At 65.7% G+C, this 17,197-nt stretch carries 14 protein-coding genes and 1 tRNA gene; 3 read left to right on the top strand and 12 right to left on the bottom strand.

Annotation, left to right across the window (positions count from 1 at the left end):
• Positions 1-28: 28 nt before the first annotated feature.
• The 11 genes from rpoB to tuf form a co-directional block, all read right to left on the bottom strand.
• Entirely contained in the window at positions 29-4,180 is a 4,152-nt protein-coding gene (gene rpoB, locus CYR75_RS02125) for a DNA-directed RNA polymerase subunit beta (protein WP_101498633.1), read from the bottom strand.
• 240 nt (positions 4,181-4,420) lie between these two features.
• A complete protein-coding gene (gene rplL, locus CYR75_RS02120; RefSeq protein ID WP_101498632.1) occupies positions 4,421-4,795 on the bottom strand; it encodes a 50S ribosomal protein L7/L12 in 375 nt (124 codons plus the stop codon).
• Positions 4,796-4,861: 66 nt separating this feature from the next.
• Positions 4,862-5,377: a 50S ribosomal protein L10 gene (gene rplJ / locus CYR75_RS02115; protein ID WP_101498631.1), complete on the bottom strand. Its 516-nt coding sequence runs from the start codon at positions 5,375-5,377 to the stop codon at positions 4,862-4,864.
• A 380-nt stretch (positions 5,378-5,757) separates the two neighbouring features.
• A complete protein-coding gene (gene rplA, locus CYR75_RS02110) occupies positions 5,758-6,459 on the bottom strand; it encodes a 50S ribosomal protein L1 (protein WP_101498630.1) in 702 nt (233 codons plus the stop codon).
• A 4-nt stretch (positions 6,460-6,463) separates the two neighbouring features.
• On the bottom strand, positions 6,464-6,916 hold the full coding sequence (gene rplK / locus CYR75_RS02105) for a 50S ribosomal protein L11 (RefSeq protein ID WP_101498629.1): 453 nt from the start codon (positions 6,914-6,916) through the stop codon (positions 6,464-6,466).
• A 76-nt stretch (positions 6,917-6,992) separates the two neighbouring features.
• A complete protein-coding gene (nusG, locus tag CYR75_RS02100; protein ID WP_101498628.1) occupies positions 6,993-7,532 on the bottom strand; it encodes a transcription termination/antitermination protein NusG in 540 nt (179 codons plus the stop codon).
• Between the two features lie 152 nt (positions 7,533-7,684).
• Complete coding sequence (gene secE, locus CYR75_RS02095; protein ID WP_101498627.1) at positions 7,685-7,876, bottom strand: preprotein translocase subunit SecE; 192 nt, start codon at positions 7,874-7,876, stop codon at positions 7,685-7,687.
• 51 nt (positions 7,877-7,927) lie between these two features.
• Complete coding sequence (locus tag CYR75_RS02090; protein ID WP_101498626.1) at positions 7,928-8,788, bottom strand: hypothetical protein; 861 nt, start codon at positions 8,786-8,788, stop codon at positions 7,928-7,930.
• A 120-nt stretch (positions 8,789-8,908) separates the two neighbouring features.
• Positions 8,909-8,984: transfer RNA gene (locus CYR75_RS02085), tRNA-Trp, on the bottom strand.
• Between the two features lie 76 nt (positions 8,985-9,060).
• Entirely contained in the window at positions 9,061-10,986 is a 1,926-nt protein-coding gene (locus CYR75_RS02080) for an ABC transporter ATP-binding protein (RefSeq protein ID WP_101498625.1), read from the bottom strand.
• A gap of 321 nt (positions 10,987-11,307) precedes the next feature.
• Positions 11,308-12,483 carry an elongation factor Tu gene (gene tuf / locus CYR75_RS02075; protein WP_101498624.1) on the bottom strand — a complete coding sequence of 392 codons (1,176 nt, stop codon included), beginning with the start codon at positions 12,481-12,483 and terminating at the stop codon, positions 11,308-11,310.
• Between the two features lie 207 nt (positions 12,484-12,690).
• Here tuf and CYR75_RS02070 point away from each other — a divergent pair, with 207 nt between their 5' ends.
• From CYR75_RS02070 to CYR75_RS02060, 3 genes are all read left to right on the top strand, one after another.
• Positions 12,691-13,662, top strand: a complete 972-nt coding sequence (locus CYR75_RS02070; protein ID WP_101500818.1) for a tellurite resistance TerB family protein — start codon at positions 12,691-12,693, stop codon at positions 13,660-13,662.
• Positions 13,663-13,743: 81 nt separating this feature from the next.
• Entirely contained in the window at positions 13,744-14,205 is a 462-nt protein-coding gene (locus tag CYR75_RS02065) for a c-type cytochrome (RefSeq protein WP_101498623.1), read from the top strand.
• The gene (locus tag CYR75_RS02060) at positions 14,202-14,813 is read left to right on the top strand and encodes a cytochrome b/b6 domain-containing protein (protein ID WP_101498622.1); all 612 of its coding nucleotides are present in this window, start codon (positions 14,202-14,204) and stop codon (positions 14,811-14,813) included. The genes CYR75_RS02065 and CYR75_RS02060 overlap by 4 nt, the downstream gene beginning before the upstream one ends.
• A gap of 75 nt (positions 14,814-14,888) precedes the next feature.
• Here CYR75_RS02060 and parC read toward each other — a convergent pair whose 3' ends face one another.
• The gene (parC, locus tag CYR75_RS02055; protein WP_101498621.1) at positions 14,889-17,147 is read right to left on the bottom strand and encodes a DNA topoisomerase IV subunit A; all 2,259 of its coding nucleotides are present in this window, start codon (positions 17,145-17,147) and stop codon (positions 14,889-14,891) included.
• Positions 17,148-17,197: the final 50 nt, after the last annotated feature.

The following is a 17,197-nucleotide window of genomic DNA, read 5'->3' as shown; positions in this document are numbered from 1 at the left end:
GGACCGGGTCGGGTCCGGGTCCGTGGGGTCAATCCTCGTCCTCCGTGTCCAGCAGTTCCATATTGAGGCCCAGACCCCGGACCTCCTTGACCAGGACGTTGAACGATTCCGGCACGCCGGCCTCGAAGTTGTCCTCGCCCTTGACGATGGATTCATAGACCTTGGTGCGGCCTGCGACGTCGTCCGACTTGACCGTCAGCATCTCTTGCAGGGTATAGGCGGCGCCATAGGCTTCCAGTGCCCAGACCTCCATCTCACCCAGACGCTGACCGCCGAACTGCGCCTTGCCGCCCAGCGGTTGCTGGGTCACGAGGCTATAGGGACCGGTCGAGCGGGCGTGCATCTTGTCGTCCACCAGGTGGTGCAGCTTGAGGTAATACTTCACCCCCACCGTGACCGGACGCGCAAACGCCTCGCCGGTGCGGCCGTCATAGACGATCGACTGACCCGAGGTGTCAAAGCCGGCCCGGCGCAGCGCGTCGTCGACATCGACCTCTTTGGCCCCGTCGAAGACCGGCGTCGCGATGGGCACACCGCCGCGCACGGCGCCGGCATGTTCCAGCATCTGCTCGTCCGGCATGTCGGCAAAGGTGTCGACATACATCTCGTCGCCATAGCCGTTCTTCATCGCGTCGCGCACGCCCGAAATGTCGCCCGACCCGTCGCGGAACGCCTGCAGCGCCTCGTCGATCTGGATGCCCAAGCTGCGCGCAGCCCAGCCCATATGGGTTTCCAGAATCTGGCCCACGTTCATCCGCGAGGGCACGCCCAGCGGGTTCAGCACGATGTCGACCGCGGTGCCGTCGGCCAGGAACGGCATGTCCTCGATCGGAACGACCTTGGACACCACACCCTTGTTGCCGTGACGTCCGGCCATCTTGTCGCCGGCCTGCAGCTTGCGCTTCACCGCGACAAAGACCTTGACCATCTTCATCACGCCCGGAGGCAGGTCGTCGCCCTGACGGACCTTCTCGACCTTGTCCTCGAACCGGTTGTCCAGCGCCTTCTTTTGCGCGTTGAACTGGTCGTGCAGCGCCTCGAGTTCCTTGGCGGTGTCCTCGTCGCCGATGGCCAGCTGCCACCACAACCCGCGCGAGATCGAGCCGAGCAGATCCGCGTCCACGGTGCTGCCGGACTTGATGCCTTTCGGACCCTTGACCACGGTCTTGCCCATGATCAGCGTCCTGAGGCGCGCATAGATGTTGCGCTCGAGGATCGCCAACTCGTCGTCGCGGTCGCGGGACAGGCGCTCGACCTCTTCCCGCTCGATCTGCAGGGCGCGTTCGTCCTTGTCGACGCCGTGACGGTTGAAGACGCGGACCTCGACGATCGTGCCATAGGCCCCCGGCGGCAGCCGCAGCGAGGTGTCGCGCACGTCGCTCGCCTTTTCGCCGAAGATCGCGCGCAGCAGCTTTTCCTCGGGCGTCATCGGGCTTTCGCCCTTGGGGGTTATCTTGCCCACCAGAATGTCGCCCGGGCCGACTTCCGCGCCGATATAGACGATGCCGGCCTCGTCGAGGTTGCGCAGCGCCTCTTCGCCCACGTTCGGGATGTCGCGGGTGATCTCTTCCGGGCCGAGCTTGGTGTCGCGGGCCGCGACCTCGTATTCGTCGATATGGATCGAGGTATAGACGTCGTCGCGGTGAATCCGCTCGGAGATCAGGACCGAGTCCTCGTAGTTGTAGCCGTTCCACGGCATGAACGCGACGATCACGTTCCGGCCGATGGCCAGCTCACCCTGATCGGTCGAGGGACCGTCGGCGATGACCTGCGACTTGACCACCTTTTCGCCTACCTTGACCAGCGGACGCTGGTTGATGGTCGAGGACTGGTTCGAACGCTTGAACTTGCGCAGCCGATAGATATCGACGCCAGCATCGCCCGCGCCCAGATCTTCGGTCGCGCGCACAACGATCCGTTGCGCGTCGACCTGATCGACCACGCCCGAACGCCGCGCCATGATGGCCGCGCCCGAATCCCGCGCCACGGTGCCTTCCATGCCGGTGCCGACAAAGGGCGCCTCGGCCCGCAGCAGCGGAACCGCCTGACGCTGCATGTTGGCGCCCATCAGCGCGCGGTTGGCGTCGTCGTTTTCCAGAAACGGGATCAGCGCCGCGGCGACCGAGACCAGCTGCTTCGGCGAGACGTCGATCAGATCGACGGCCTCGACCGGGTTCAGCATGAAATCGCCCGCCTGACGGGTGCTGACCAGTTCCTGCACAAAGCGGCCATCGGCGTCCAGTTCGGCGTTCGCCTGGGCGACGGTGTGGCGCATTTCCTCGGTCGCGGACATATAGACCACATCATCAGTCACCTGACCGTCGACGACCTTGCGATAGGGCGTTTCGATGAAGCCGTATTTGTTCACCCGCGCAAAGGTGGCGAGGCTGTTGATCAGGCCGATGTTCTGGCCTTCCGGCGTCTCGATCGGGCACATCCGGCCGTAATGGGTCGGGTGCACGTCGCGCACCTCGAACCCGGCGCGTTCTCGGGTCAGACCGCCCGGCCCGAGGGCCGACAGGCGGCGCTTGTGCGTCACCTCGGACAGCGGGTTGGTCTGGTCCATGAACTGCGACAGCTGCGACGAGCCGAAGAACTCGCGCACCGCGGCCGCGGCGGGCTTGGCGTTGATCAGGTCCTGCGGCATGACGGTGTCGATCTCGACGCCGGACATGCGCTCGCGGATGGCGCGCTCCATGCGCAGCAGGCCGACGCGATACTGGTTCTCCATCAGCTCGCCGACCGAGCGCACCCGGCGGTTGCCGAGGTGGTCGATGTCGTCGATCTCGCCCTTGCCGTCGCGCAGTTCGACCAGACCCTTGATGCAGGCCACGATGTCCTCGGGGCGCAGCGTGCGCTGCGTGTCCGGGGCATCCAGATCGAGACGCATGTTCATCTTGACCCGGCCCACGGCGGACAGGTCATAGCGTTCCGGGTCAAAGAACAGGTTCTGGAACATGGTGCTGGCGGCGTCCACCGTCGGCGGCTCGCCGGGGCGCATGACACGGTAAATGTCCATCAGCGCCTGGTCGCGGTTCATGTTCTTGTCCGCGGCCATGGTGTTGCGGATATAGGCGCCGACATTGATGTTGTCGATGTCCAGAACCGGCACGTCGGTCACGTCATTGTCCAGCAGCACCTTGAGCAGGCCGCCGGTCAATTCACCGTCCTTGTCGTATTCGGCGGTGATCTCGTCACCCGCCTCGGCATAGATCAGGCCGGTCTGTTCGTTGATGATGTCCTTGGCGACATAGCGGCCCAGAATCTGGTCGAAAGGCACCAGCAGGTTGATGTCCTTGCCGCCTTCGACAAGCTGCTTGACCTGACGCGGGGTGACCTTGTCGCCGGCCTCGGTGATGATCTCGCCGGTTTCGGCATTGACCAGATCGAAGGCCGGACGCGAGCCGCGCATCCGCTCGGGGAAAAAGCGCGTGACCCAGCCGGCTTCGCTGCCCTTGCCCTTTTTCAGGCGGAAGGACACGGTGCTGTAGAAGGCGTCCATGATGCCTTCCTGATCCATGCCAAGCGCATAGAGCAGCGTCGTCACCGGCAGTTTGCGGCGACGGTCGATGCGCGCGAACACCAGATCCTTGGCGTCGAATTCGAAATCCAGCCACGAGCCGCGATAGGGGATGATCCGGCAGGCGAACAGCAGCTTGCCCGAGCTGTGCGTCTTGCCGCGGTCATGGTCGAAGAACACGCCGGGGCTGCGGTGCATCTGGCTGACGACCACGCGCTCGGTCCCGTTCACGATGAACGTGCCGTTCTGGGTCATCAGGGGCATGTCGCCCATGAAGACATCCTGTTCCTTGATGTCCTTGACCGATTTCGCGCCGGTGTTTTCATCAACATCGAACACGATCAGGCGCAGCGTCACCTTGAGCGGCGCGGCATAGGTCATGTCGCGGGCCTGGCACTCCTCGACGTCGTATTTCGGCTTTTCCAGCTCGTATTTGACGAATTCCAGCGTCGCGGTCTCGTTGAAGTCCTTGATCGGGAAGACCGACTGGAACACACCCTGAAGGCCCTCGCCATCGGTATGCGTGACGTCTTCGCCCGAGTTCAGAAACAGGTCATAGGAAGATCTCTGAACCTCGATCAGGTTCGGCATCTTCAAAACTTCGCGGATTTCACCGTAGCTGCGCCGAATGCGCTTCTGGCCGACATAGGACTGCGCCATGGGGTATTGCACCTTTCGTCTTGACGCGCGCGCACCGTCGGGGCCCGGAACGCGCGGCCTGCGAATGTCAGGGTTTCCGATTCAATACCTGCCGCCCGTCCCACCGCGCGGCTCCCGAATCTGAACATGCCCTGAAGGAAGCTGATGGCACCTAAGCATCCGCTCAGCGCCCTTCAAGACAGGTTCGGCAGGGACCAGGAAATACCCGGACCCTGCCTGATCTCGCATCCGAAGATCGGATTACTTCAGCTCGACCTTGGCGCCAGCCGCTTCGAGCTTCTTCTTGATTTCTTCGGCTTCGTCCTTGGCGGCGGCTTCTTTCACCTTGCCACCGGCTTCGACCAGGTCCTTGGCTTCTTTCAGGCCCAGACCGGTGATGCCGCGCACTTCCTTGATCACGTTGATCTTGTTGGCGCCGGCTTCCAGCAGGACGACGTCGAATTCGGTCTTTTCCTCGACCGCTTCGGCCGCACCGGCGGCGGGGCCGGCCATCATGACGGCGCCGCCAGCAGCGGGCTCGATGCCGTATTCATCCTTGAGGATGGTCTTCAGTTCCTGGGCTTCCAGCAGGGTCAGGCCCACGATGTCTTCGGCGAGTTTTTTCAGATCAGCCATTTTTCCGTTCTTTCAGTTTTGGTGTTCCAACGTCGGGTTTCGATGCCACGACAGGAGAAGATTGCATCAGGCGGCTTCGCGCTCTTCGAGCGTCGAAAGAATGCCCGCGATGTTCGAAGCAGGGGCGCCAATCGCACCGGCAATGTTAGAAGCAGGCGCACCGATGCAGCCCACGATCGAAGCGATAAGCTCTTCACGCGACGGCATAGCGGCGACGGCTTTCACACCAGCCGGATCCAAGGCCGTGTCGCCCATGGCACCGCCGAGGATGACGAATTTCTCGTTATCCTTGGCGTATTTATCGGCGACCTTGGCCGCAGCCACGGGGTCTTCCGAATAGGACAGCACGGTCATGCCCGTCAGGTATTCGGCGATGCTTTCGCAGGCCTTTCCATCCAGGGCGATCTTGGCGAGCCTGTTCTTGGCAACGCGAACGGACCCGCCTTCGTCACGCATCCGCGCGCGCAGGTCCTGCATTTGTGCAACCGTCATCCCCTCGTAGCGGGCAACCACCACGACGCCAGAGCTGTCAAAGATCTGGCCGAGTTCCTCGACCACCTGTTCTTTTTGTGCTCTATCCACGGTTTACTCCAAGTTTGGGGGCAAGCCCCCGGCTCTCAGTTTCCCCCGGCCTTGTTCCGGCCGCGGGTCGGGTCCGTTGACGATGGACCCGAGAACACCCGAGGAGAGCCCCGGAAAAATGGTCTCGATTTCCATCTCGGGAAGGATATTAAGCCGCAAGCGGCACCCTCCGTCTCGGACAGGAACAGACAGAGTGCGCGAATCACGCACCCGTCTGAAGCGCCGTAACTAGCCCCTCGGCGACGGGATTGCAAGCGGGGCGGGACCTGCCCGCGTGGCCGGGTCTGGCCTGGGGTGTCCCGCCCTGCCCGCGCGGGGCTGAAACGAAAACGGCCCCGACGCGGACGCCGGGGCCGAAGGTTCTGAAACGCTGGCTGCGCTTACTGCGCGGCGACCGCGTCGGCCACGTCGATCGAGACGCCCGGACCCATGGTCGAGCTGATCGACACCTTCTTGAGATAAGTGCCCTTGGCGCCGGTCGGCTTGGCGCGGTTCACCGCCTCGACAAAGGCGCGGACGTTCTCGGCGATCTTGTCGGCGTCGAAGCTGACCTTGCCGATCCCGGCATGGACGACCCCGGCCTTCTCGGCCTTGAACTGGACCTCACCGCCCTTGGCGGCGGCGACGGCCTGACCGACATCCATCGTCACCGTGCCGACCTTGGGGTTCGGCATCAGGTTGCGCGGGCCCAGGATCTTGCCCAGACGACCGACCAGCGGCATCATGTCCGGAGTGGCGATGACGCGATCGAAGTCGATCTTGCCGCCCTGAATCGATTCCACCAGATCCTCGGCGCCGACGACTTCGGCACCGGCCTCGCGGGCCTCGTCTGCCTTGGGGCCGCGGGCGAAGACGGCCACGCGGACGTCCTTGCCGGTGCCCGCGGGCAGTTGCACGACGCCGCGAACCATCTGGTCGGCGTGGCGCGGATCGACGCCCAGGTTCATCGCGATCTCGACGGTCTCGTCGAACTTCGCCGACGCGGCGTTCTTCACCAGCTCGACCGCCTCGGCGACCGAGAGGTTGGCCTTGCCTTCAAAGGCGGCGCGGGCCGCGGCTTTCTTTTTTGCAATCTTTGCCATGATCTCAGCCCTTCACCTCGATACCGATCGAACGGGCCGAACCGACGATGATCTTCATCGCCTCGTCGACAGTGTTCGCGGACAGATCACCCATCTTCTGCTCGGCGATCTCGCGGACCTGCTTGAGCGTCACCGAACCGGCATTCGAGCGACCGGGCTTTTCCGAGCCCTTGGCCCGGTTGCGCTTGCCCTGCGGCTTCAGGCCGGCAGCCTGCTTGAGCAGGAAGGCAGCGGGGGCGCTTTTGGTTTCGAAGGTGAACGACTTGTCCGCGTAATAGGTGATCACCACCGGCACGGGCGCGCCCTTCTGGACGTCCTGCGTCTTGGCGTTGAAGGCCTTGCAGAATTCCATGATGTTGATGCCGCGCTGACCCAATGCGGGGCCGACGGGCGGCGAAGGCGTAGCTTCCTGCGCCTTGATCTGCAGCTTGAGCTGCCCGACTACTTTCTTGGCCATCTGGCCTTCTCCTTGTTCATCACGCCCGGTTCACGGGCCGACATAGCGGTACGGCGACAAGCCTTCCGCGGCGATATCACGAGGTCTTGGCGACCTGCGTGAATTCCAGTTCGACCGGCGTCGGCCGGCCAAAGATCGAGACCGTGACCTTGATGCGGTTGGTGGCCTCGTCGACTTCCTCGACCGAACCCGAGAAGCCCTCGAAGGGGCCGTCGGTCACGTTCACCGTCTCACCCACCTCAAAGCGGATCAGGTTGCGCGGCGCGATCTCGGCCCCGCCCTCGCCGGTGCGGTGCAGGATCAGGTTCACTTCCTCGTCACGCATGGGCGAGGGCTTGCCCTGCTGGCCCAGAAAGCCGGTGACGCGGTTGATCGAGCTGACCAGATGCTGGGTGCGGTCGTTCATCTCCATCCGCACCAGCACATAGCCGGGCATGAAGCGGCGCTCGGACGTCACCTTCTTGCCGCGGCGGATCTCGATCACTTCCTCGGTCGGGACCAGGACTTCCTCGATCTCGTCTTCCAGCGACTTCTCGGCCACGGCCTGACGGATCGCCTCGGCGACCTTCTTTTCGAAGTTCGACAGGACGCTGACCGAATACCAACGCTTTGCCATGTTCCGTCCGACCTCTGATTCGCTAGCGGGACGGCGCGCCGTCCTGGTGTTCCGTTCGGCCCGAAATGAAACCGGCGTGCAACGATTCGTGCACGCCGTCATCCGGGCAGGTCGGGCGTCGATACAGCCCCGACCCTGAAAATGCAACCCCGTCAGCCGACGGCGCCCAGCAGCCAGGCCAGCCCGCTGCGGATGCCCAGATCGACGGCAAAGAAGAACAGCGCCGCCAGCGTCGCCATGATGAAGACCATAATCGTGGTCGTCACCACCTCGCGCCGCGTGGGCCAGGTGATCTTGGCGACCTCGGCACGGACCTGAGACATGAACTGGACGGGATTGGCCATGAACTTCCCTTTGTGTTGCAGCCGGTCGAATATACCGGGCGGCGCCGGGTTTCAAGCCGAACCGGCAGCCTCGGGCGGGGCCGGGTCCGGCGTCAGCATCTCGACCCGGTCCAGCGCGGCCAGATCGCTGAGGTCGGCGTCATAGCGGATCAGGCTGTCGCGGTGGGTCTGCGGCGGCAGCACCCGCATCGCGGGCACGCCCTCGCCCTTGGGGTGGGCCTTGCAGGCGGCGCGCAGCAGGTCCTGGGTCGGCGCCTCGTCATCGGCCATCGCGGCGGCGACAAAGGCGTCATAGGCGGCCTGCGAGATCCCGGCGTTCATCCGGCGCGAGTGCGGCACGATCGCCGCCAGTTCCGGCCCCAGCATCCGGTCCAGCAGCGCCGGGCGGATCGCGCCGTGATCCTCATACCGCCAGCAGATCAGCCGGCCGACGCGCGGATGCGACAGCACCCGCCGCGCCAGGGCGGCCCAGGACATCGCGTCCAGCCGGAAATCGCGCAGATAGACCTCGTGATGCAAAGGCAGGGGTTTGCGAAGCTGCTGGGAATAGGTCGAGGTGATGAAGCTGGCAAAATCGCGCACGGCCATGAAGACCTGCACCTTCGGCCCTTCGGGCAGCACCGCCAGCACGCGGCCCAGCCCCTCATCCGCGCGGGGATAAAGCGCGCCGTCCGGCCCGATCACCGCGCCCCGCGCCGTGGTGCCGATCATGTTCTCATCCGACAGCAGCAGGTCCGGCCGGCCGTCCATCAGCCCGCGCAGATCACCAGCGATCCGGTCGGCCAGATGACCGCCAAGGGTCCGCAGATACAGATGCAGGTCAAGCCGCTGGCCGCGCAGGCTTTCGGGGCCCAGATAGGTCAGCCCGCCCTGCTCCAGCCGCGTGCGCGCCTTGTCCAGCGCCCATTGCACTTCCGTGGTCGCGGTCTTGTGGACCCCGATATGCAGGCTGACGCTGATGTTGGAACCCCCGGAACGGCACGATCTGTGGCAGGGACGGCGCGACGCCGCGCGGGCGTCGTCAGATGCGGCTGGCAGGGGCAGAGGGACTCGAACCCACGACCCTCGGTTTTGGAGACCGATGCTCTACCAACTGAGCTATACCCCTAGGCCGCGCGCCTGATTAGTGCGGAACCGGGCGCGGCGCAAGGGGGCAGCGCGCGGTTTCGCGAAATCGCGGCGGCTTAAATGGCGCGTGCCGGGGCGGGGGCCGGGGCTTGGGCCGGTGCGGTTTCGGGTTCGTCGGGGGCCAGAAACCCGCCCGACTGGCGCGACCACAGCCGCGCATACAGCCCGCCCTGCCCCAGCAGTTCGGCATGGGTGCCGACCTCGACGATGCGGCCCTGATCCAGCACGATCAGCCGGTCCATCGCGGCAATGGTGGACAGCCGGTGCGCGATGGCGATGACGGTCTTGCCCTGCATCAGCAGGTCCAGCCGCGACTGGATCGCCGCCTCGACCTCGCTGTCCAGCGCCGAAGTCGCCTCGTCCAGCACCAGGATCGGCGCGTCCTTCAGCGCCACCCGCGCAATGGCGATCCGCTGGCGCTGGCCGCCCGACAGCTTGACGCCCCGCTCGCCCACATGCGCCTCGAGCCCGCTGCGGCCGTTGGCGTCGGCCAGATCGTCGATGAAGCCCTGCGCCTCGGCCATCTCGACGGCGCGGGCGATCTGTTGCTCGGTCGCGTCGGGGCGGCCATAGGCGATGTTTTCGCGCAGCGAGCGGTGCAGCAGGCTGTTATCCTGCGTCACCACCCCGATCTGCGCGCGCAGACTGTCCTGCGTCACCTGCGCAATGTCCTGTCCGTCAATGGTGATCCGGCCCGATTCGACGTCGTGAAAGCGCAGCAGCAGGTTCACCAGCGTCGATTTGCCCGCCCCCGACCGCCCGATCAGCCCGACCCGTTCCCCCGGTGCAATGTCGAGGCTGAGGTCGTCCAGCACCGCAAGCTGCCGTCCCGATGGCTGCCCGTCATAGCGGAAGGTGACGCGGTCGAACCGCACCCGCCCCTGCGCGACCTGCAGCGGCTTGGCGCCGGGCGCATCGGTGACCAGCGCGGGGCGTGACATCGTCTCGATCCCGTCGCGGACGGTGCCGATATTCTCGAACAGCGCGGCGAACTCCCATGTGATCCAGTGCGACATGTTGTTCAGCCGCAGCGCCAGCGGCACGCAGACGGCCAACGCGCCGACCTCGACCTGGCCGGTGTGCCACAACATCAGCCCCAGCCCGGTCACCACCGCGACCAGCATGACGTTCAGCAGGTTCAGCAGCACGTCCTGCAGCGCCGACAGCCGCATCTGTCCGTGGACGGTGCCAAGAAACCGCTCCATCCCGCGCAGCAGCCAGCTTTCCTCGCGCGCGGAATGCGAGAACAGCTTGACCGTCGAGACGTTGGTATAGCTGTCGACCACCTGCCCGGTCAGCGCCGAGCGCGCATCGGCCTGCGCCTGCGCCACCTGCCCCAGCCGCGGCACGATCAGCCGCAGCAGCACCGCGTAAAGCCCCAGCCACACCATGAAGGGCAGCGCCAGCCGCCAATCCTGCGAGGCCGCCAGCGCCAGCGCGCCAACCACATAGACGCCGACATAGACCGCGACATCGGTCATCTTCAGCACCACCTCGCGCAGCGCCAGCGCGGTCTGCATCAGCTTGGCGGCGATCCGGCCGGCAAATTCGTCCTGAAAGAAGCCCATCGACTGCGCCATCAGCCAGCGATGCCCCTGCCAGCGGATGCGCTGCGGGAAGTTGCCCATCAACACCTGATGCAGCACCATCGAGGCCAGCAGGTTGACCAGCGGCAGCACGACCAGAAACAGCACCGCCATACCCGTCAGGCGCCGCCCCTCGGCCGCCCAGAAGCCCTCGCGCGGGGTTGCGGCAAGCTGGTCAACGAGCGTGCCCAGATAGCCGAACAGCGCCACCTCGATCACCGCGACGATGGCGACGGTCACGGCCAGCAGGATCAGCCAGGGCGCAAAGGGCCGCGCATAATGCCACAGAAACGGCCAGAACCGCGACGGAGGCATCTCGGGCGCGGCCTGCGGATAGGGCGCGACCCGTGATTCGAACCAATGCGCCCAGTGGCGAAGGAAATTGACGAAAGCCATTGAAGATACTTGAACTGTTGCTGCCGGAAACGCCAGCAAAGGCCCCCGGCGCGTCTGCCGATTGCCCGCTGGCCAGCCCGGCCTGCGGCAGGTTGTCGCATGACGAAAGCGCCCTGTCCAGCCGTGCCTCGCGGCATAAGTGACGAGCCGGTTAAGCCGTCACCTAGCCGCCACGGCGAGGGACAGCGTGCCTTGCTTGACCGCCGCCTGCCACACCCGGCCACGACGCACCCAGCCGACAAAAGCAAAAGGGCCGACCCTGGGGCCGGCCCTTGCTATTTCACCTTCCCGCGCCGCGTGATGCGGCGCGGGAGGGGGTCATCACTCGATGATCTTGGCAACCACGCCGGCGCCGACGGTGCGGCCGCCTTCGCGGATGGCGAAGCGCAGCTTTTCTTCCATCGCGATCGGGGCGATCAGCTCGACCTCGAACTTCAGGTTGTCGCCCGGCATCACCATTTCGGTGCCCTCGGGCAGCATCACCGTGCCGGTCACGTCCGTGGTGCGGAAGTAGAACTGCGGGCGGTAGTTGGCGAAGAACGGGGTGTGGCGGCCGCCCTCTTCCTTGGTCAGGATATAGGCCTCGGCTTCGAACTTGGTGTGCGGCTTGACCGAGCCGGGCTTGCACAGCACCTGGCCACGCTCGACGCCGTCACGGTCGATGCCGCGCAGCAGCGCGCCGATGTTGTCGCCCGCTTCCCCGCGGTCGAGCAGCTTGCGGAACATCTCGACGCCGGTGCAGATGGTCTTTTTCGTCGGGCGGATGCCGACGATTTCCAGCTCGTCACCCACGTTGACCGCGCCACGCTCGACCCGGCCGGTGACCACGGTGCCTCGGCCCGAGATCGAGAACACGTCCTCGATCGGCATCAGGAAGGGCAGGTCGACGGCGCGCTCGGGCGTCGGGATGTATTCATCCACCGCCTTCAGCAGCTCGCGGATCGAGTTCTCGCCGATTTCCGGGTCGCGGCCTTCCAGGGCGGCCAGCGCCGAGCCCTTGATGATCGGGATGTCGTCGCCGGGGTAGTCGTAGGAGGACAGCAGCTCGCGGACCTCCATCTCGACCAGCTCGAGCAGTTCCTCGTCATCCACCTGGTCGACCTTGTTGAGGTAGACGACCATGTAGGGGATGCCGACCTGACGGCCGAGCAGGATGTGCTCGCGGGTCTGCGGCATCGGACCGTCGGCGGCGTTCACGACCAGGATCGCGCCGTCCATCTGCGCCGCGCCGGTGATCATGTTCTTGACGTAGTCGGCGTGGCCGGGGCAGTCGACATGGGCGTAGTGGCGGTTCTCGGTCTCGTACTCGACATGGCTGGTCGAGATGGTGATGCCGCGCGCCTTTTCCTCGGGCGCCCCGTCGATCGCGTCATAGGCCTTGAAATCGCCGAAATACTTCGTGATCGCAGCGGTCAGCGTCGTCTTGCCGTGGTCGACATGGCCAATCGTGCCGATGTTGACGTGCGGCTTGTTCCGTTCAAACTTTGCTTTTGCCATAGGGGCCTCCTTGATCGGGGCAGATGGCGGTCCGTTCCCCGGTTTTCGTATCGGGGGCGGAGATAGATTCAGAATCGGTAAAAATCAAGGGCAGCCGGAGGGGTTGGCCAAATGTGCCCGCGGCGGAACCGCGACCGCTGCGACACGTTCCCTGCTGGACCCGCGCCGCCCCCGATGGCGGCGCATTTTGAACGGAAGGCCGAACAGATGAGCTTGATGAAATCCCTGGCCCGCGTCGCGGCCGGCGTCCTTGTCGCCAAGGGCATGAGCGAGATGATGAAGAACCGCCAGCAACGCCCCGACACCCGGACCGATACCCGCGGCGGCGGCGGTCTGCTGGACCAGATCCGGCAGGCGACGCAGGGCCGCAGCGGCGGCACAGGCTCGGGCGGTACAGGCTCAGGCGGTACAGGCTCGGGCGGCGGGATCGGCGACATTCTGGGGCAGGTGCTGGGCGGCGGCTCGAACACCGGCGGCACAACGCGCGGCGCCGGCACCGGGCGCCCTTACGGCGGGCCGAACTCGGCGGGCGCCAGCGGCGGTCTGGGCGGCATTCTCGACCAACTGACCAACAGCGCGCGCGGGCAGTCGGGCGGCGGCGGGCTCGGCTCGATCCTCGACCAGCTTCGCGGCGGGACCAAGACAAGCCAGGCCGGGCAGTCCTCGGGCGGACTGGGCGATCTGCTGGGCGGGCTGCTGGGTGGCGCGGCTGGCGGAACGCTGGCCAGCAAGGGCGCGCAGGCCAGCAACGACGCGTCCTTTGGCGAATTGCTGAACGATTCGCTGACCCGGGGCGGAGAGCCCGAGGTCGCGCCCACGCCCGAACAGAACGCCGTGGCCGGGCTGATGCTGCGGGCGATGATCCAGGCCGCCAAGGCCGACGGCAAGATTGACGACGCCGAGCGGCAGCGCCTGATGTCGGAACTGGGCGATCTTGACGACCAGGAACGCAGCTTCATCCGCGAGCAGATGGCCGCCCCGGTCGATGCCGAGGCACTGGCTCGCGATGTCCCCAAGGGGCTGGAAGCGCAGGTCTATCTGATGTCGCTGCTGGCCATCGACTTCGACAGCGCGGAAGAGGCGCAATATCTGCACAAGCTGGCGCAGGCGCTTGGCCTGCCCAAGCAGTCGGTCAACGGCATCCATGAACAGGTGGGCGCGCAGAACCTGTATGGTTGACGTCACGGCCAAGGGACCGCAGTCTGCGCAGGCAGCCATGCCGCACAGCCTGCGGTGCCCTTTCATCGACCGGAGACAGACATGCGCAAGCTTATTCTCGCCAGCCTTCTTGCCGCCGTTCCCCTTATCCCCGCGACCGCTTTCGCCGATCCGACGCCCGAAGAACTGAACGTCAAGGCGCGGCAGGGGTTCTTTGAAATGCTGTCGCTGAACATGGGTCCGCTGGCCGCGATGGCCAAGGGCGACATGCCCTATGACGAGGCGACCGCTGTGTTGCACGCCTCGAACATCGAATCCCTGACCCGCTATTACCTGCCCATCCATTTCGTGCCCGGCACCTCGACCGATGACATGGAAAACACCGGCGCGCTGCCCAAGATCTGGGACGATCTGGACGGCGTGAAGGAAAAATTCGCTGGCCTGCAGCAGGCCGCCGTCGGCGTGGGCGAGGCGGTCAAGGGCGGCCAGCAGAATGTCGGGCCGGTGGTCCAGCAGCTTGGCGGCGCGTGCAAGGCCTGCCACGACAACTACCGCAAGAAATGACCCGGCCTGACCCCGATCTGCCCGCAGGGGTCGAGGTTCAGCCGGTCTGGGACCCGCTGCTACGGACGTTCCACTGGCTGCTCGCCTTCTGCGTCGTCACCACATGGTTGCTGGGCAAATTCGGCCCGGCGAACATGTGGCTGCATTTCTGGTTCGGCTACGCGATCATCGGGCTGGTGGTGTTCCGGCTGATCTGGGGTCTGGTCGGGCCGCGCCATGCCCGCTTTACCAGCTTCATTCGCGGGCCGGGGGCGGTGCGGTCCTATCTGGGCCACATGTTCCGCCGCGAGCCCAGCTACTGGCCAGGCCACAACCCGCTTGGTGCGCTGTCGGTGATCGCGATGCTGGCGGTGCTGATCCTGCAGGCCGCGACGGGGCTGGTCTCGGACCCCGACGACTATATCAATGTCGGCCCCCTCGCGTCCGAGGTCAGCCGCTCGACCAGTCGGGCCGCAGTGGGTTGGCATCATCTGGGCGCGCTGGCGATCCTGATCCTGACCGTCCTGCATGTCGGGATCATCGCCTTTTACCGCTGGTGGAAGCGCGAGGATCTGGTGCGCCCGATGCTGACCGGCGCCAAGCTGGTGCGTCGCCGCGACGAACGTTGAGCGAACCGCAAAGCCGCGCTGTCAGGCTCGGCTTTGCTGCGTTTCAGATCGCGGATGCCTTGGCTACACCGCGCCCTAGACCGGATCGAAGCGGTTGTCGCGGGGGAAACCGCGCGGCGCCATGCGGCCAGCGGTGGCGCGCTTGCCCAGCCATTCGGTCAGGTCCGGCTCGGTCCGCGTGCGCCCACCGGATTCGCGCCAGCGCAGCCCCTCGGCCAGCGTCAGGCAGACGGCATCCGACAGCCCGCCATCCTTGAATTTTTGCAGCCGCACGCCCTTGCCGCGCGCCATTTCGGGCAGCTCGGACAGGGCAAAGACCAGCATCTTGCGGTTCTGGCCCACGCAGGCGACGTGGTCGCCCTCGACCTTGCGGCACAGCAGCGCCTCGCCGTTCAGAACCTGCTTGCCGGATTTGGTCTGCGCCAGAATATCGCCTGCATTGACGATGAACCCGTCGCCGGGGCGCGAGGCGATCAGGTATTTCCGCCCCTCGCGCCACGGGAACAGATCGACGATGGCGGCGTCATTGGGCAGATCGACCAGCAGCCGGACCGGCTCGCCCAGACCCCTGCCGCCGGGCAGTTCATGGGCGTTGAGCGTATAGAACCGCCCGTTCGAGCCGAAGAGCATCAGCTTGTCCGTCGTCTCGGCATGCAGCGACATGAAGGGGCCGTCGCCGTCGCGGAACTTGACCTCGGCATCCAGCGGCTGATGGCCCTTCAGCGCCCGAATCCAGCCCATCTGCGACAGGATCACCGTCACCGGCTCGCGCTCGATCATCGAATCCATGTCCAGCGGCTGCACATCGACGCGGGCCGAGATATCGGTCCGCCGCGCCCCGCCGGGGGCGGATTTGCCGAAGCGGTCGCGGACCTCGCGCAGCTCTTCCTTGATCCGGGTCCATTGCAGCCCCTCATCGGCGACCAGCGCGACAAGCTCTGACTGCTCGGCCAGCAGCGCGTCGCGTTCGGCGCGCAGCTCGATCTCTTCCAGCCGGCGCAGGGCGCGCAGGCGCATGTTCAGGATCGCCTCGGCCTGCACTTCGGTCAGGTGGACCGGGGCGGGATCGCCGGGCGCGGCCCAGTCCTCGGCCAGCAGCCCGGCCTTGGGGTCGTCGTCATAGCGGATGATCTCGATCACCCGGTCGAGGTTCAGGAAGGCGATGATATAGCCGTCCAGCACCTCGAGCCGGCTGGCGATCTTGCCCAGCCGGAACTGCGAGCGGCGCAGCAGCACGTCGCGTCGGTGGTCCAGAAAGGCGCGCAGCATCTCTTTCAGCGAGCACACCTTGGGCACCCGCCCGTCGAGCAGCACGTTCATGTTGACGCCGAAGCGGATTTCCAGATCGGACGCCTTGAACAGCGCCCCCATCAGCTGCGCCGGATCGACGCTGCGGGTGCGCGGTTCTAGCACGATCCGCACATCCTCGGCGGATTCGTCGCGGACATCGGCCAGCACCGGCAGCTTGCGGGTCTGGATCAGCTCGGCCAGCCGCTCGATCAGGCGCGATTTCTGCACCTGATAGGGGATTTCGGTGACGACGATCTGCCAGGTGCCGCGGCCCAGATCCTCTTGCTGCCAGCGCGCGCGCAGGCGCAGGCTGCCGCGCCCGGTGCGATAGACCTCGCGCAGCGTCTCGGCATCCTCGACCAGCACGCCGCCGGTGGGGAAATCGGGGCCCTGGACAAAGTTCAGCAGCGTCTCGTCCCGCGCGTCGGGGGTCTTGATCAGATGCAGGCAGGCGTCCACGACCTCGTGCAGGTTATGGGGCGGGATGTTGGTCGCCATGCCGACCGCGATCCCCGACGAGCCATTGCAGAGCAGGTTCGGAAACGCCGCCGGCAGCACCACAGGTTCGGTCAGCGTGCCGTCGTAATTGGGCCGGAACTCGACCGAGTCCTCGGCCAGACCGACCATCAGCGCCTCGCCGGGGCTGGCAAGCCGGGCCTCGGTATAGCGGGGGGCGGCGGGGCTGTCGCCGTCGATATTGCCGAAATTGCCCTGCCCGTCGACCAGCGGATAGCGCATCGCGAAATCCTGCGCGAGCCGCGCCATGGCGTCATAAATCGCGGAATCGCCATGCGGGTGATAATTCCCCATCACATCGCCCGAGATCTTGGCCGATTTTCGGAACGGGCCATTCGGCGCCAGCCGCAATTCCCGCATGGCGTAAAGGATCCGGCGATGCACCGGCTTCAACCCGTCGCGCGCATCGGGCAGCGCGCGGTTCATGATCGTCGACAGCGCATAGGTCAGGTAGCGCTCGCCGATGGCGCGCGACAGCGGTTCGAGGCTGAGGTTTTCGGTCGGCTCGGGAATGGGATCGTCTGACATGGCACCGGACTTAGGCCCTGCCCGCGCCCCGGTCCAGCGGTAAAAATTGC

The sequence above is a fragment of the Paracoccus jeotgali genome (genome assembly GCF_002865605.1).
Taxonomy (GTDB): Bacteria; Pseudomonadota; Alphaproteobacteria; order Rhodobacterales; family Rhodobacteraceae; genus Paracoccus; species Paracoccus jeotgali.
This window is presented reverse-complemented; position numbering and strand designations above follow the sequence as displayed.

Bases quoted from the DNA above. Each gene is read 5' to 3' on its own strand.
- rpoB (WP_101498633.1), bottom strand. From the start codon at position 4,180: ATGGCGCAGTCCTATGTCGGCCAGAAGCGCATTCGGCGCAGCTACGGT.
- rplL (WP_101498632.1), bottom strand. From the start codon at position 4,795: ATGGCTGATCTGAAAAAACTCGCCGAAGACATCGTGGGCCTGACCCTG.
- rplA (WP_101498630.1), bottom strand. From the start codon at position 6,459: ATGGCAAAGATTGCAAAAAAGAAAGCCGCGGCCCGCGCCGCCTTTGAA.
- rplK (WP_101498629.1), bottom strand. From the start codon at position 6,916: ATGGCCAAGAAAGTAGTCGGGCAGCTCAAGCTGCAGATCAAGGCGCAG.
- nusG (WP_101498628.1), bottom strand. From the start codon at position 7,532: ATGGCAAAGCGTTGGTATTCGGTCAGCGTCCTGTCGAACTTCGAAAAG.
- secE (WP_101498627.1), bottom strand. From the start codon at position 7,876: ATGGCCAATCCCGTCCAGTTCATGTCTCAGGTCCGTGCCGAGGTCGCC.
- CYR75_RS02080 (WP_101498625.1), bottom strand. From the start codon at position 10,986: ATGGCTTTCGTCAATTTCCTTCGCCACTGGGCGCATTGGTTCGAATCA.
- tuf (WP_101498624.1), bottom strand. From the start codon at position 12,483: ATGGCAAAAGCAAAGTTTGAACGGAACAAGCCGCACGTCAACATCGGC.
- CYR75_RS02070 (WP_101500818.1), top strand. From the start codon at position 12,691: ATGAGCTTGATGAAATCCCTGGCCCGCGTCGCGGCCGGCGTCCTTGTC.
- CYR75_RS02065 (WP_101498623.1), top strand. From the start codon at position 13,744: ATGCGCAAGCTTATTCTCGCCAGCCTTCTTGCCGCCGTTCCCCTTATC.
- CYR75_RS02060 (WP_101498622.1), top strand. From the start codon at position 14,202: ATGACCCGGCCTGACCCCGATCTGCCCGCAGGGGTCGAGGTTCAGCCG.
- parC (WP_101498621.1), bottom strand. From the start codon at position 17,147: ATGTCAGACGATCCCATTCCCGAGCCGACCGAAAACCTCAGCCTCGAA.